General features: G+C 70.4%; 11 protein-coding genes and 2 pseudogenes. 6 read left to right on the top strand and 7 right to left on the bottom strand.

Going from position 1 to position 13,981, the window contains the following annotated elements; all coding sequences use genetic code 11:
* The first annotated feature begins 234 nt into the window (after positions 1 to 234).
* Positions 235 to 1,254, top strand: coding sequence for a phosphatase PAP2 family protein (locus ACFQ7F_RS28460; protein WP_383275945.1), 1,020 nt, complete (start codon positions 235 to 237; stop codon positions 1,252 to 1,254).
* A gap of 152 nt (positions 1,255 to 1,406) precedes the next feature.
* On the opposite strand, the gene ACFQ7F_RS28455 is transcribed toward ACFQ7F_RS28460, so the two are convergent.
* Positions 1,407 to 1,622 carry an I78 family peptidase inhibitor gene (locus ACFQ7F_RS28455; RefSeq protein ID WP_383275942.1) on the bottom strand — a complete coding sequence of 72 codons (216 nt, stop codon included), beginning with the start codon at positions 1,620 to 1,622 and terminating at the stop codon, positions 1,407 to 1,409.
* A 415-nt stretch (positions 1,623 to 2,037) separates the two neighbouring features.
* On the opposite strand from ACFQ7F_RS28455, the pseudogene ctaD reads away from it, so the two are divergent.
* Positions 2,038 to 3,564: pseudogene (gene ctaD / locus ACFQ7F_RS28450) on the top strand (cytochrome c oxidase subunit I); the annotation flags it as partial.
* 46 nt (positions 3,565 to 3,610) lie between these two features.
* Here ctaD and ACFQ7F_RS28445 read toward each other — a convergent pair.
* The 5 genes from ACFQ7F_RS28445 to ACFQ7F_RS28425 form a co-directional block, all read right to left on the bottom strand.
* Complete coding sequence (locus ACFQ7F_RS28445) at positions 3,611 to 4,681, bottom strand: helix-turn-helix transcriptional regulator (protein ID WP_383275939.1); 1,071 nt, start codon at positions 4,679 to 4,681, stop codon at positions 3,611 to 3,613.
* Positions 4,682 to 4,729: 48 nt separating this feature from the next.
* On the bottom strand, positions 4,730 to 5,632 hold the full coding sequence (locus ACFQ7F_RS28440; RefSeq protein WP_383275936.1) for a hypothetical protein: 903 nt from the start codon (positions 5,630 to 5,632) through the stop codon (positions 4,730 to 4,732).
* A complete protein-coding gene (locus ACFQ7F_RS28435) occupies positions 5,629 to 6,909 on the bottom strand; it encodes a glycosyltransferase family 4 protein (RefSeq protein ID WP_383275933.1) in 1,281 nt (426 codons plus the stop codon). The genes ACFQ7F_RS28440 and ACFQ7F_RS28435 overlap by 4 nt, the downstream gene beginning before the upstream one ends.
* 164 nt (positions 6,910 to 7,073) lie before the next feature.
* Positions 7,074 to 8,363, bottom strand: coding sequence for an ABC transporter substrate-binding protein (locus tag ACFQ7F_RS28430; RefSeq protein ID WP_383275930.1), 1,290 nt, complete (start codon positions 8,361 to 8,363; stop codon positions 7,074 to 7,076).
* On the bottom strand, positions 8,338 to 8,865 hold the full coding sequence (locus tag ACFQ7F_RS28425; RefSeq protein WP_383275927.1) for a hypothetical protein: 528 nt from the start codon (positions 8,863 to 8,865) through the stop codon (positions 8,338 to 8,340). Before ACFQ7F_RS28425 ends, ACFQ7F_RS28430 begins: the two co-directional genes overlap by 26 nt.
* A 199-nt stretch (positions 8,866 to 9,064) precedes the next feature.
* Here ACFQ7F_RS28425 and ACFQ7F_RS28420 point away from each other — a divergent pair, with 199 nt between their 5' ends.
* The 4 genes from ACFQ7F_RS28420 to ACFQ7F_RS28405 are packed head-to-tail and all read left to right on the top strand — an operon-like array spanning position 9,065 to position 13,407.
* A complete protein-coding gene (locus ACFQ7F_RS28420) occupies positions 9,065 to 9,589 on the top strand; it encodes a hypothetical protein (protein WP_383276011.1) in 525 nt (174 codons plus the stop codon).
* 4 nt (positions 9,590 to 9,593) lie between these two features.
* Positions 9,594 to 12,326 (top strand): ATP-binding cassette domain-containing protein, encoded by a 2,733-nt coding sequence (locus ACFQ7F_RS28415; protein ID WP_383275924.1) that lies wholly within the window; start codon positions 9,594 to 9,596, stop codon positions 12,324 to 12,326.
* On the top strand, positions 12,323 to 13,030 hold the full coding sequence (locus ACFQ7F_RS28410) for an ATP-binding cassette domain-containing protein (protein ID WP_383275921.1): 708 nt from the start codon (positions 12,323 to 12,325) through the stop codon (positions 13,028 to 13,030). The genes ACFQ7F_RS28415 and ACFQ7F_RS28410 overlap by 4 nt, the downstream gene beginning before the upstream one ends.
* Positions 13,027 to 13,407 (top strand): pentapeptide repeat-containing protein, encoded by a 381-nt coding sequence (locus ACFQ7F_RS28405; protein ID WP_383276008.1) that lies wholly within the window; start codon positions 13,027 to 13,029, stop codon positions 13,405 to 13,407. The genes ACFQ7F_RS28410 and ACFQ7F_RS28405 overlap by 4 nt, the downstream gene beginning before the upstream one ends.
* On the opposite strand, the pseudogene ACFQ7F_RS28400 reads toward ACFQ7F_RS28405, so the two are convergent.
* A pseudogene (locus ACFQ7F_RS28400) lies at positions 13,401 to 13,904 on the bottom strand (transglycosylase family protein); the annotation flags it as partial. The gene ACFQ7F_RS28405 and the pseudogene ACFQ7F_RS28400 sit on opposite strands and share 7 nt — an antisense overlap.
* Positions 13,905 to 13,981: the final 77 nt, after the last annotated feature.

The raw sequence follows: 13,981 nt of genomic DNA, 5'->3' as shown, positions 1-13,981 counted from the left end.
CATTTACGGGCCCCGGTGAGCGCGGGGGAAATTCCACACCAGGTCACGGTGAACGAATTCATAAGCGCCATAAAACCGTCTCACTAATGATCAACAAATTAAGTAAGGGGCTCTCGGTCGAATAGGGAATCCGCAGGAATAAACCTCCGCCTGAGAGGAATGCCACATCACATCGTCATCACAAAGCCACTGATTCGGCCTAGTCACGCACTCACTCGCTGTAACGTCGATTGGGTGCGTACCGAACGAAACCTCACCCGTCTGGATCGGGTCTTCGCCCGTCTCGACCGTGAGCCGGAACGACCGGCCGGCCTCGATGTACCGAGGATGAGCAGGCACCGGATCGTGCTCTTCAGCGCGACCCTGGCCTTCTACCTCGCCATCGTCGTCGCCGTGCTTGCCACGTCCTGGCTCGTGCGGTTCGACTGGCAGGTCATGTTCTTCCGGCCCTACCAGCAGTGGCCCGAGATCCACGCCTTCCTCGACTACTGGGTGGTCCTCGGCCAGCGCGGCCCGACCGCCGTGATGGTCGCGGCCTGGCTGGGCTGGCGCTCCTGGCGTCAGCACACCATCCGCCCGCTCCTGACCTTCGGCGCGGCCCTGCTGCTCCTGAACGTCACGGTCGGCGCCGCCAAGATCGGCATGGGCCGCCTCGGCCCGCACTACGCCACCACGATCGGCGCCAACGAGATGTGGCTCGGCGGCGATATATTCCCCTCCGGTCACACCGCCAATGCCGTGGTGACCTGGGGAATCCTGGCCTACATGGCCTCCACCCCGCGCACCCGCCGCTACCTCTCGGCGCTCTCGGCCGTGGTCTCCCTCAGCGTCGGCCTGACCACCGTGTACCTCGGCACTCACTGGCTGAGCGACGTCTTCCTCGGCTGGGCCGCGGGTCTGCTGGTCCTACTCGCGCTGCCCTGGGTGGAGCCGCTGCTCACCTGGGTCGAAGGCTGGATCTTCAGCCTGCGTGACCTCTGGCGCGACCGCCGCGCAGGAGCCGGCGTCCCGGCCCCTGTCGCCCCGGTCCCCGCGATGTCGCCACGGCCCGCCGCCGTACCGGCCGACGAGCCCCAGGTCCGCGAGCCGGTCGGCGCCGCGCGCCCCGCCCGCGCCCCGGCCTACCTCGCGCCAGGACCGCACACACCGCGCTCCGAGCGCAGCCCGGTCACCCCGGCGGGCAGCCGCCGCCCGCCGCACTCCGAGCGCGCCTCACGCGCCGCCACGCCGGCCCGCCCGGTGGCGGGCGGCTAGCCCCGAGACAGCGGGGGTCGGTACGCACAACCCATCCCCCGCATCACGAAAGGCCCCGGTTCCGCTCAGGAACCGGGGCCTTTCGCCTGTCTGCTGCTTGCCTGTCTGGTGCTCGCCGGACTGGACTTCGCCGTACGTCGCCGGGGGCTCGGTCAGCCCTTCCAGCAGCGGATCACGACGCCTTCCTTGACCTCGAAGTTGAGCCGCCCCGCGAGGTACTCCATGGTGATGATCGTGCCGGGCGGCAACGACCTGACAGGGGACCAGCCGCGCTCACGGGCCTGCTGCTCGGCGCCCTCGGCCGCGAGGCCGACGTAGGCGTCCAAAGTGTCCTGGGGTTCGGCGGGAGGGGTCGGAATAGGTGCCATGGCCGCCACGTTAGGCGGCGTGGCCCGACCGGGGGAAGGCCGTAGCCGGACACCATGGGTCACCGGTCCCTCTCCGGTCACGCTTTTGTCACAGGATCACGACGCCCGTTTCCTCTTAACTCCGTCACACGTACGGGCGGTTCCGGAGTTGTTCCGACGTGATTCCTGTATTTACCGCGAGCCCTTCGGCGGCGACCGGAAACGACCGTATTCGCCCGGCCGAAAGGCGGGCCGGACACCTTTGCGCGCCCCCGCAATTCCCGAATCCTGGATGCTCCGGGGGATGTGACGCCGCATAAGGAATTCATGGTTCCAGCACAGCGGGCTCGTACGCCCCCTGTCGGAGTCAGGGTGACGCGAGCATCATGGCCCCGGCTGGCAGGCCCACGGTGCGCGACGGCGAAGGGGCGGGCGTATGGGGACCGAGACCGAGGCACCACAGGCGCGACCCGTCCGGCAGAAGAGCCCGGGCCGGATACTCGTGGACTGGCTGACGACCACCGACCACAAGAAGATCGGTCACCTGTACCTGATCACGGCCTTCGCGTTCTTCCTCGCCGCGGGCCTGATGGCCATGCTGATGCGGGCCGAGCTCGCCCGCCCCGGGCTGCAGCTGATGTCGAACACCCAGTTCAACCAGATGTTCACCATGCACGGCACGATCATGCTGCTGCTCTTCGCGACGCCGACCTTCGCGGGCTTCGCCAACGAGATCATGCCGCTGCAGATCGGCGCGCCCGACGTCGCCTTCCCGCGGCTCAACATGCTCTCGTACTGGCTGTTCCTCTTCGGCGGCCTGATGGTGCTCGGCTCGCTCATGGTGCCCGGCGGCCCGGCCGACTTCGGCTGGTTCGCCTACGCGCCCCTCAACAGCATGGAGCGCTCGCCGGGGGTCGGCGCCGACCTGTGGATCATGGGGCTCGCGCTCTCCGGGTTCGGCACGATCCTCGGCTCGGTGAACTTCCTGACGACCATCATCGGGATGCGCGCGCCCGGGATGACGATGTTCCGGATGCCCGTCTTCACCTGGAACGTCCTTTTCACCTCGATCCTGGTCCTGCTCGCGTTCCCCGTGCTCGCCGCCGCACTGCTCGTCCTGGAGGCGGACCGGCGCTTCGGATCCATGGTCTTCGCCCCGGAGAACGGCGGTGCGCTGCTGTGGCAGCACCTCTTCTGGTTCTTCGGGCATCCGGAGGTCTACATCATCGCGCTGCCGTTCTTCGGGATCATCTCCGAGATCATCCCGGTGTTCAGCAGGAAGCCGATCTTCGGCTATCTGCCCCTGATCGGCGCGACGATGGCCATCACCGGGCTCTCGGTCGTCGTCTGGGCGCACCACATGTTCGCGACGGGCGCGGTGCTCCTGCCCTTCTTCTCCTTCATGTCCTTCCTCATCGCGATCCCCACGGGCGTGAAGTTCTTCAACTGGACGGGGACGATGCTCAAGGGCTCGCTGTCGTTCGAGACACCGATGCTGTGGGCGATCGGCTTCCTGGTGAGCTTCCTCTTCGGCGGGCTCACCGGCGTCATCCTGGCCTCGCCACCGCTCGACTTCCACGTCACCGACTCGTACTTCGTGGTGGCGCACTTCCACTACGTCGTGTTCGGCACCGTCGTCTTCGCGACCTTCGGCGGCTTCTACTTCTGGTGGCCGAAGCTCACCGGGAAGATGCTCGACGAACGGCTCGGCAAGATCCACTTCTGGACGCTCTTCGTCGGCTTCCACGTGACGTTCCTCGTCCAGCACTGGCTCGGCGCGGAAGGCATGCCACGGCGGTACGCGGACTATCTGGCGGCGGACGGCTTCACGGTGCTCAACACCATCTCGTCCATCGGGGCGTTCCTGCTCGGGCTGTCCACGCTGCCGTTCCTCTACAACATCTGGAAGACCGCCAAGTACGGCAAGAAGGTCGACGTCGACGACCCCTGGGGCTTCGGCCGCTCCCTGGAGTGGGCCACCGCCTGCCCGGCGCCGCGCCACAACTTCGTCACGCTGCCCCGGATCCGCTCCGAGTCCCCGGCGTTCGATCTGCACCATCCCGAGTACGCGGCGTTCCAGCCGCCGGGGACACAGAATCCGGATCCGCAGACCGAACACCCCGGTCCAGGGCCCGGCTCAGGAGGTCCCGCGCCGAGCTGAGCCGCTCGGTGAAGTCCGCGGGCTCGACCACCTCGAACTCGAAGCCCATGAGCAGCACATGGATCACCATGACGTCCAGGCTCATGGCGCCCGTGCGCAACAGACAGCTGTGCTCGGTCTCGGCCTCAAGAGTGCCGTCGGACGGGGTGACCCGCTGGGCCGCCTCCTCCAGGGGCACCAGGAGCCGGAACACCGCCTGGGCGGCGTACGCGCGCGTGGAGACGCCCTTGGAGACATAGGCGGCGAGATCGTCGGCGGGCGGGGTGCGGGGGTCGAAGCGCGGTCCGTGCGGCGGCGTCGGTGTGATGCGGTCCGCGCGGAACGTCCGCCAGTCGTCGCGTTCGACGTCCCAGGCGACCAGGTACCAGCGGCGCTCGGTGCAGACGAGGCGGTGCGGTTCGACGGTGCGCCGGGTCGAACTGCCGCCGTGGTCGCGGTAGTCGAAGCGCAGGCGCTCCGAGTCCCGGCAGGCGTGGGCGAGCTCGGTCAGGACCGAGGGGTCCACGGCGTGCTGCCGCGGGGCCTGAAGCATCGGCACGGTGAACGCCGTCAGCGCGCCGACCCGGCGCCGCAGCCTGCTCGGCAGGACCTGCTCCAGCTTGGCCAGGGCGCGTACGGAGGTCTCGCCGATGCCCTCGATGCCCTGTCCGGCCGCGGTGCGCAGACCGACGGCCACCGCTACCGCCTCGTCGTCGTCCAGGAGCAGCGGCGGCAACTCGGCGCCCGCGCCCAGCTGGTACCCGCCGCCCGTGCCGGGGCTCGCGTTGACGGGGTAGCCGAGCTCGCGGAGCCGGTCCACGTCACGCCGCACGGTGCGCGGAGTGACGCCGAGCCGCCCTGCCAGGTCCGCGCCCGACCAGTCGCGGTGGGCCTGCAGGAGCGAGAGCAGGCGGAGCAGTCGTGCGGAGGTCTCCAACATGGAGCCGATTGTGCCCGGCGTCGCGGACAGCCACGGTCCGCGATGGCGTCAGTCCCCTACGACATCGGCTACGACATCGGCCGCGATCGTGTCCGTCTCGCGGATCCGGACCGAGAGGTCGTTGTCGTTCGTGTAGTACGCCCCCGCGTCCAGCGGGCCGTGCGCCGCGGTGTCGAGCCGCACCGACGGGTAGGTGAAGATCTGCTTCTTGTCCGGCACGTCGTCCAGGAGCCGGGCGAGCCGGATCCGCGGCCCGCTCTCCCCCGCGGGGCGCAGCCAGAGGTCCCAGGGGCCCGGGCCGCTCTCGGCCAGCACGTCGCAGTGCAGGTCGAAGCTGAACTCCACGCCGTCGGTCTTCAGTTCGTAGCGCTCGATGCGCTCGGGCTCGGCACGGAGGGACGCCTCGGCGTATGCGGCGCCGGTCAGCGCGGTGCCGTACACGCGGCCCTGCGCGCTCACCGAGGTGCCGGCGATCTTCAGCTCGCCGATCTCCGCGTGCGGGGCGCGCAGCCAGCTGCGTACGGAGAGGTTGCCCTGCTTGGTCGCGTACGGAATGCGGACGGCGATGTAGCCGCGGGCCCCGCTGGGGGCGCGGTCGACGAGGGAGCGCAGGTCGTTGACGCCGGGTGCGAGGCGGCGCGGTGTGCCGCCCCCGACCTCCGCGTAGGCGTTCCAGCGTCCCTCGGCCAGCTCGACGCTGCTGGGCAGCGCGGCCCGCAGCCTGCCGTCGGCGGCCGGGGACAGCGGCAGGCGCACGTCCTCATCGGTGGAAGCGGCGTCGCGGCGGCGCAGCAGCAGGTAGGCGGAGCCCTCGCCACCGGGGTCGGTGACGTCGAAGGTGAGACCGCCCGCGGAATCGGCGATGCAGTCGGCGCGCGGTGCCGCGGGAACGTCCTGATCGGCACCGGTGTCGCAGGGCGGAGAGGCGTCCGGGGTGGCCAAGGCCGTCATGCGGTGAATCCTTTCGTCTGTATGCCGCTGGTCGGTACCCCATGTCCGATGTCCCGTACTGCGTACGCGCCGCCGAGCAGCGCGCCTCGGGTGCGGTGCAGTGAGCCGCGCATCCGGCCGCCGAAGGAGCTGCCGCGGGCGAGCATCCCGGTGAACATCGCGTCGTAGCGCTCGGCGATGCGGGCCGGGTCGAAGCGCTCGGAGTCCTGGAGGGCGGCGCCCGCCATCCGCCGGCGCAGTGTGTCGTTGTTGATCAGTTCGAGCAGTCCGCCCGCGATGGCGTCGGGGTTGCCGACCTCGACGAGGCGTCCGTCGACACCGTTGTCGATGATCTCGCCGGGCCCGTGCGGGCAGTCGGTGGCGACGACGGGCAGTCCGCAGCGCATGGCCTCGACGATCGTCATGCCGAAGGACTCCAGGCTGGAGGTGACGGCCGCGATGGAGCCCTTGGCCCACTCGGGCTCGATGGGGTGGGCGGGCCCCATCAAGAAGACGTGGTTGTAGAGGCCGAGCTCATCGATCAGGGCGCGCAGCTTGTCCTTCTGCTTGCCGCCGCCGTATATCCGAAGGCGCCAGTCGGGGCGCTCGGCGCGCACCTGGTCGAAGGCCCGTATCAGCAGGTCGTACCGCTTGACGGGGGCGAGGCGCCCCGCCGCGACGACCCACTTCTGGTTGCCGTCGGCGGGCTCGATGCCGGGCGCGGGCACGGGGTTGGGCACGGCCTGGATGTGGACGCCGGGCAGTCGCATCATGCGGCGGTAGGCGCGGGCGTCGGCCTCGGTCGTCGTGGTCAGGACGTCGAGGCGGGGATAGACGCTGCGCAGCTGACGGCGCAGTTCCTTGGAGTGGCTGTCGAGCGTGAGGTGCTCCTGGCCGACCCGCAGCGGGCCGCGCGCCGCCTCACGGGCGATGTGCACGTTCAGGCCGGGCCGCGTACCGACCACCACATCGGAGCTGAGCGAGGAGAGGTGCGCGGCGATGCGCCGGTCGGTGAGGGCGTTGTACTGGCCGTAGCGGCCTTCCGCACCGGGGAACGTCCGGGCGGGCCGCAGGGCGTCGGCGCTCTCCCCCTCGTAGCCGGGGCTGTCCTTACGCATGTCGACAAGGTGACTGAGCCTGACGCGGGAGTCAGGGGAGAAAACGGGCTCGTCACGGTGCCGGAAGACGGAGACGATCTCGACGTCGTGTTGCTCGGCGAGAGTGTTCGCCAAGTTGTACGTCGTCCGGATCGTCCCGCCGATTCCGTACGCGTTATGAATAAGGAAAGAGATGTGCATGCGTCCCCGTATCCCACGCTTCCCCGCGGACAGTCCCTCTCGTCCGCCTACCGCAGGGTTAGACGGGGATTACGGGAACAGGGTTGGGTTTCATCATCATCTTGTTCCTCAAGAGTTGCGCCATCGGTATCGCGCTTCGGGAACTTTCCTGCTTGGTCTACACATCATGGCTGGTAGGAGAGCTGCGGTACGTCGAAGCAGTTCTTGGCCATGTCTCCCTGTGTGACCCACCCCTCACCGTCCTTCCAGCGGGCCACCGACACACAGGTCATACGGGTCTCCGGCGGATCGGCCCGTTCTTCGTACGTCACCGGAAGCAGCAGCCCTTGGGCGGTGTACGACTTACCCCGGTTCATGAAGCGGTCGACGCACGCGCGCGTGACGTCCCCCCGGCACGACTTCGCCGCGTCCGTGAACCACATGGCGGCGGCCCAGCCCTCGAGCTGCCACTGGGAGAGACCCTTGTGCCCCTTCATGGCGTCGCGGAAATCGCGTACGGCCGGATGGTCCGTGTCCTCGTAGTTGCGGCTCGCGCCCGTGACCCACAGGGCGTTGCGGCAGCGCGGTGCGTCCTTGTAGTCGTCGGCCACGGAGGAGGTCCAGTTCTGGACGTTGGTGACCTTGGCGGTCACCTTCGCCCCCACCGCGTCCATGGCCTCGCACAGCTTGGCGTTGCCGTGGGTGTCCAGCGCGTCGAAGACCAGGTCGGCGCCCTGCTCCTTCAGGTCGGCCGCCGCCGCGCGGAAATTGGGCAGCGCGAAGTCGACCTGCTCGGTGACCACCTTGTAGCCCTCGGCCTTCAGGCCCCGGGTGACGAGACGGGCGTACGCGGCGGATGCGGCCTGGTTGTAGGAGACGACGGCCGCTGTCCGCGCCCCCTGCTCCCGCTTGAAGTAGCGGTAGACCTCGGTCCCGCCGATCAGCTTGCCGCCCCAGCCGGGCTTACCGTTCCGTGGGGCGAGGCTGCCGTAGATCCCGTAGAGATGCGGATAGGTGTCGTACGCGGACCCGATCGGCTGCCCGCCGACATCGGGCACGCGCGCGCGGGAGACGCGGGAGGCCCCCGCGTAGTCGAGGGAGCTGGTCGCGACGAGCGCGACGACGCGCTCCTCCTCGACCAGCTTGTGCACGCATTCGTTGTTGCCGACGCCGCTGCCGCCGTCGTCACACGTACGCACCTCGACCTTGCGCCCGTCGATCCCGCCCCGCGCGTTCAGCCGCTCGAAGTACGCCTTGGCCCCGTCCCGCGGCCCGGTGAACGCGGAGCCGCCGACGGGGCTCGTCGCACTGGTGATGATGCCGACCCGGATCGGCGCCCCCGCCGGGGCGGGCGCCGTGCTCCTGCCCCCGCGCCCCTCGAAGTCGCTCTCGGGGAGCCGGCTGCCGCACCCCGCCACCGCCACGAGCAGCGCGGCTACGGCAAGGGCCTCAACAGCCCGGACCGGGCGACTCATTGCCGCTCAGCTTCACCAGTGCGCAGAGAGTCTTGACGGACACCTTCCAGGTGTCGTCCTGGTTGACGGAGGTGCCCGAGGCGTCGGGCAGCGCGGTGGCGCCCTTCAGAGTCAGCGCGTACGTCACGTCCGCCTCGGTCGCCGATGTGAATCCGACCTTGTCGACCTGGGCGCCCACCTGCTTGCCGCGCTCGTCACCGCTGAAGCTCTTGAGGACGGCGCGCATCTTGGGCCCGTTCTCGAGAACGGCCTCCTTCTCCTTCATGGAGACGGCGGGATCGAAGAACTTCTCCCAGTTCTTCTTGACCTGTTTCTCGGCCACCGCCGGATCCGTGGGCGCGCTGCCAGTCGTAGTAGCGGTCGCGGTCGCGTCGTCCGAGGGAACGTCCTTGGTCGACTTGGCGGCGGACGGCTTCGGCGGATCGCTCTCGCCGCCCCCGCCGCTGTCATCACCGCATGCCACGGCGGCCGGAGCGACGAGCAGGACCGCGGCAGCCGCCATAGCCGCGCTCCGCACCCTTCCCCGCTTGAGATCGCTCCCCCGCCTGCGCCTTGTCCAGAGAACCATCTGGTTCACCGCCGGGTATCGGCCGAGCCGTCGGGCCCGGAGCTTTCAGGGTCAGCTTCCAGAAGGCATAGTGCAATCCATTGACTGACATGGACAGCCCATCGACGTGACTGACGTGTTCCAGGGGGCCCATATGCGGGCGGCTCGACCGGATCAGACAGCTCGTTCGGCTCGGCTCAGCGCCGTGCGCCCCGTTCTCTGGGCGGCCTTCGCCGCCCTCGCCACCGGTGCGGTGCTCTGCGTGATCGGCTGGTACGGCATGTCCGGGGAACGCTTCGCCGAGCGGCAGCTCCCGTATCTGGCGTCGTGCACGGTGCCGGGAGCGGCACTGATCATCGCCGGTGCCGTGCTCTTCGCCCACGGCAGGAGCGCCCTGGCCACGGCCCGCGTGGAGGAGCTGTACGAGCTTTTGGTGACGGCGGGCACGCCTCCCGCCACCACGAAGGGGCGAGAGGCCCCGGTGGCGACCAGCGGCGACGTCCTGATGATCCCGGGCGGGACCCTCTGGCACCGGGCGGACTGCCCCCTGGTGGCGGGGAAACCGGAGGCGGTCCCCGCGGACGCCCACATCCTCGCGACCGGCGACCTGAGCCCGTGCCCCATCTGCGATCCGCAGCCGTCCCCCACGTCCTCCAGCACCCCGGCACCGGAGCGATGACCCGGTGGCCTCCCTGAGCTACGACCTGACCCTTGCCGGGCTCGCGGTCGGCAGCGCGGCCGCCCTCACCGGCATCGGCCTGATCGTCACGTACCGCGCGACCGGTGTCCTGAACTTCACGCACGGCGCGATCGCGATGATCTGCGCGTACGTTCTGCGCCAGCTGACGGTGGAGTGGCACTGGCCCCTGCCCCTCGCCACGGCGCTCACGCTCCTTCTCGTCGCCCCGTCCATCGGCCTGCTCCTGGAGAAGGCGGTTTTCCGCCCCTTGTCGATCCTGGGCGGCGACCCGGCCCAGACCTTGGTGGCGTCCATCGGCGTCTTCATCCTCCTGGTCGGAGGCGCCGCGCTGATCTGGGGCCCCGGAGCGAGGGCGGACGCCCCGACCCTCGTACCGGCGGACCCCTGGGCCCAGTTGGCGGTGACGGCCGCCCTCGCCGCCTCGGTCTGGGCGGTCACCCGCTGGACCCGCTTCGGCAACCGGCTTCGGGCCGTGGTCGACAATCGGCCCCTCGCCGTCCTGAGCGGGATCGACGCGGACCGGGTGGCGTCGGCGGGCTGGGCGTTCGGCGCGTTCACGGCCGGCCTCACGGGCGTGCTGCTCGCCCCCTTCGTACGTCTCGACCCGTACGGTATGCCGCTCCTGGTCATGGAGGTGGTGGCGGTCGCGGTGGCTGCGCGCATGCGGAGCCTGTCCGTCGCGGTGGTGGTGGCGCTCGGACTCGGCGTGGCCCAGAGCCAGTTGACCCGGCTGCACCCATCAGGCTGGGCGGAACCCCTCCTCCAGGCGGTGGGGGCCAACCTCTTCGTGGTGGCCCTGCTGATCGCGGCCCTCGTACTCCCCGGCATCGGCTCGCAGAACACGCTCCCGCGCACGGCGACGGCGCGCGTCCCGACTCCACCGGGCGCGTGGATCGTGGCGGCGGTCCTCTTCCTCATACCCCTTGGCTTCGCGGGCTCGGACCTGACCACCTCGGTCCAGGTCCCGGCCTTGGCCGTCATCCTCCTCTCGCTGGTGATCGTCACCGGCAGAGGCGGCCAGATCTCCCTCGGCCAGGCGGCGTACGCGGGTCTCGGCGCGCTCTTCACGGCGCTCCTGACGGCGGGCCGCTTCCCGGGCCTGCCCGAACTCCCCCACCTCCCCGCCCTGGCCGTGGCCGTCCTGCTCGTGGCGCCCCTCGGCCTCCTCACCGGCTGGCCCGCGATTCGCCGCCGCGGCCTCGCGCTCGCCCTGGCGACGTTCGCGGTCGGCGTCGGCGTCAGCCGCTTCGTCTTCGCCCAGCCGTACGCGACGTCGGGCCTCGCCCTGGACCGCCCGGCGGGCTTCGACAGCGACCGCGCGTACTACGTCCTGGAACTGGTCCTGCTCGCGGCGGCGTTGCTCTTCGCGATCAGCATGCGCCGGGGCCGCATGGGGCGTGCGCTGGCCGCGATGCGGGACCACGAGGCGGGGGCGAGCGCGGCGGGGGTGCCGGTGCGCAGCCTGAAGCTCACGGCCTTCGTGGCCGGGGCGGCGCTCGCCGCGCTGGGCGGCGGGATGCTGGGCATGGGCCTACGGGCCTTCGACCCCGGCGCGTACGACCCGGTGCGCGGGCTCCTCTGGTTCGCGGCGGTGGTGGTCCTCGGCGCGGACAGCTTGCTGGGCTCGCTGGTCGCGGCGGCGCTCCTGGTGGGCCTGGACGCGGGCACGCGGGGTGGCGTGGCCGCGGCGGTGATCGGTGTCCTCGCGGTGCTGGTGGGGCGCTTTCCGGGAGGCCCGTACGAGGCACTGCGTGCGGCTACCGCGAGGCTGAACAGGCGTCCTTCCCTGACGCCACTGGGGAGGCGGACCCGCGCTGCCCTGACCGCTCCTCCCCACCCACCCACCCGATTGCCCGGCGTCGACCCCGCTGACGATGAGCGCACGGGAGCAAGTCGCGCCGGGCCGGAGCACGGTTCGCGGCGCTCCGGATCCGAAGCAGCCACGCGCCCGGCGGCGGATGGCGAGGACGGACATACCGAGGCGGCCCCGCCCCCGGACAGGTCCCACCGCGCGGCCCCGCGCCTACTGACGGCCCACGGGATCACCGCCGCCTACGACGGCTTCACCGCCCTGGACCGGGTGGATCTCTCCGTACCGCCCGGCCACATCACCGCCGTAGTAGGACCCAACGGCGCAGGCAAGAGCACCCTCTTCCACTGCCTGGCAGGCACTCTGCGCCCCGAATCGGGCCGCATCACCTTCGACGGCCGGGACATCACCCGTACCCCCGCCCACACCAGGACCCGCCTCGGCGTGGCCCGCACCTTCCAGCAACTGGCGGTCTTCCCGTCGCTGACCATCACGGAGAACGTCCAAGTAGGCGCGGAACAGGGCCGAGTCCAGAACCCCGAAAGCACCGCCCACGCCACCGCCCAGTCCCTCCGCCTCCTCTCCCTCCACCACGACGCGACCCGCCACCACCCCGCCGCGGACCTCCCCACCGGCACCCTCAGACGCGTAGAACTGGCCAGAGCCCTGGCGGGCCGACCGCACACGCTGCTCCTGGACGAACCGGCAGCAGGTCTGGACACCGCCGAAGTGGCCGCCCTGGCCCGCGTCCTGCGGGCCCTGGCGGCCGACGGCATGGCGCTCCTGGTGGTCGAGCACGACATCGACCTGGTCGCGAACCTCGCCGACACCGTCCACGTCATGGCGGCGGGCCGCATCATCACGTCGGGCCCGCCCATCGAAGTCCTCCACAGGGTGACCCCATGAAAACCGGCATCCAGCTCCACGAGGCCCGCGTCCGCTACGGCCCCCTGGAGGCCCTGCACGGCGTGAGTCTCGCCGCCCCGGCCCCCGGCCTCACCGTCCTCCTGGGCCGCAACGGCTCGGGCCGCACCACAACTCTGCGCGCCCTGGCCGGCACGGCCCCCCTCGCCACCGGCACCGTCACCTGGGACGGAGCGGACGTCACCCGGCTCAACGCGCACGCACGCGCGAAGCGGGGCCTGTGCTTCGTACCGGACGGGCCCGCGGTGTTCGGCCATCTCACCGTCGACGAGAACCTCGACCTGTCAAGCCCCGAGGCCAAGGCCGACATCACCCCGGCCCTTGACGCCTACCCCGAGCTGCGCCCCCTGCTCCCCCGCCGGGCAGGCACCCTCTCCGGCGGCGAGCAACGCATGCTGGCCCTCTCCCGCGCCCTCCTGACGGCCCACGCCCGAGTGATCCTCATCGACGAACCCACCCAGGGCATGTCCCCCGCCGTCGCGTCCCGGACGTACGACCTCCTCGTCGGCCTCAGCAGGCACGCCTGCGTCCTGACCGCGGAACAGCGACTGCCGTCCGGCCTGCGTGAACACGCGGACCGGACGGCAGTGGTGGTGCACAGACTGCGCCGTGGCGCGGTCGTGTTCAGCGGCGAGGCGAGCGAACTCGGCCGACGGAGGCGGTCCGAACGGCCTACTCCGCGATGACCTTCTCCGGAGCAGCCTTCTCCGGAGCGTCGCTCTTCGGATCGGCCTTCTCCGGGGCGGTCTTCTCCGGGGCGGTCTTCTCCGGGGCCACCTTCTCTGGAGCGCCCTTCTCCGGGGCCGCCTTCGTCGGATCGGCCGTCGACGGAGCGGCCGCCGACGGGGTGGCCTTCTCCGGAACGGCCTGCTTCGGAACGACCTTCTTCGGGACGGTCTTCTCCGGGGCGTCCCTCTTCGGGGCGGTCTTCTCCGGAGCGTCACTCTTCGGATCGGCCTTCTTCGGAGCAGCCTTCTCAGGAACGGTCTTCTTCCGGATGACCAACTTGGTGCCGACATCCAGCTTGTCGGGCTTGCTCCCCACGGCCTTCCGGTTGGCTTGATACAGCGCCTGCCATCCGCCCTTGACCTTGTAGCGCCGGGCGATGGAGCTCAGCGTCTCGCCCGACTTCACGACGTGCACGACGACGCGGCTGTCCCGGATCTCCTTGGGGATCTTCTTCGAGCACACGGGCCAGGCCTTCCACCCCTGAGTGCGCAGCACCTCCTCGGCGACCTTGATCTGCTCCTTCTTGGTGGCGAGGTCGGCACGCGGCGCGTACTTGAGCCCGCCGTGCGCCTCCCAGGTGGGCTGGTAGAACTGCAGCCCTCCGTAGAAGCCGTTCCCGGTGTTCACATGCCACCGGCCGCTGCTCTCGCACTGGGCGAGGCAGTTCCAGGGCCCCTCGGTGCGGGAGCAGTCGTACGCCGCGACGGCGAACCGGGGCGTCGCCAGGGGCGGTGCCGGAGCCGCGGACGCGGATGCCGGGAGGAGCAGCGAGGAGACCGCGGCGACGACCAGACCAGCGGGCCACAGCGACCGAAGACTCTTGATCGGCATCGGGTACATCCGCTCACGCTAGGCAGCCCCACCACGGCGCGGAGCCATGCCGCGCCGCCATGGGCGCGGTCCCACCC

This window comes from Streptomyces sp. NPDC056486 (genome assembly GCF_042795295.1).
Lineage (GTDB): Bacteria > Actinomycetota > Actinomycetes > Streptomycetales > Streptomycetaceae > Streptomyces.
This window is presented reverse-complemented; position numbering and strand designations above follow the sequence as displayed.

Excerpts from the sequence above, each read along its gene's own strand:
- ACFQ7F_RS28440 (WP_383275936.1), bottom strand. The coding sequence starts at position 5,632 with ATGACGGCCTTGGCCACCCCGGACGCCTCTCCGCCCTGCGACACCGGT.
- ACFQ7F_RS28410 (WP_383275921.1), top strand. The coding sequence starts at position 12,323 with ATGAAAACCGGCATCCAGCTCCACGAGGCCCGCGTCCGCTACGGCCCC.
- ACFQ7F_RS28405 (WP_383276008.1), top strand. The coding sequence starts at position 13,027 with ATGACCTTCTCCGGAGCAGCCTTCTCCGGAGCGTCGCTCTTCGGATCG.
- ACFQ7F_RS28455 (WP_383275942.1), bottom strand. The coding sequence starts at position 1,622 with ATGGCACCTATTCCGACCCCTCCCGCCGAACCCCAGGACACTTTGGAC.
- ACFQ7F_RS28445 (WP_383275939.1), bottom strand. The coding sequence starts at position 4,681 with ATGTTGGAGACCTCCGCACGACTGCTCCGCCTGCTCTCGCTCCTGCAG.
- ACFQ7F_RS28425 (WP_383275927.1), bottom strand. The coding sequence starts at position 8,865 with ATGGCGGCTGCCGCGGTCCTGCTCGTCGCTCCGGCCGCCGTGGCATGC.
- ACFQ7F_RS28435 (WP_383275933.1), bottom strand. The coding sequence starts at position 6,909 with ATGCACATCTCTTTCCTTATTCATAACGCGTACGGAATCGGCGGGACG.
- ACFQ7F_RS28430 (WP_383275930.1), bottom strand. The coding sequence starts at position 8,363 with ATGAGTCGCCCGGTCCGGGCTGTTGAGGCCCTTGCCGTAGCCGCGCTG.
- ACFQ7F_RS28420 (WP_383276011.1), top strand. The coding sequence starts at position 9,065 with ATGCGGGCGGCTCGACCGGATCAGACAGCTCGTTCGGCTCGGCTCAGC.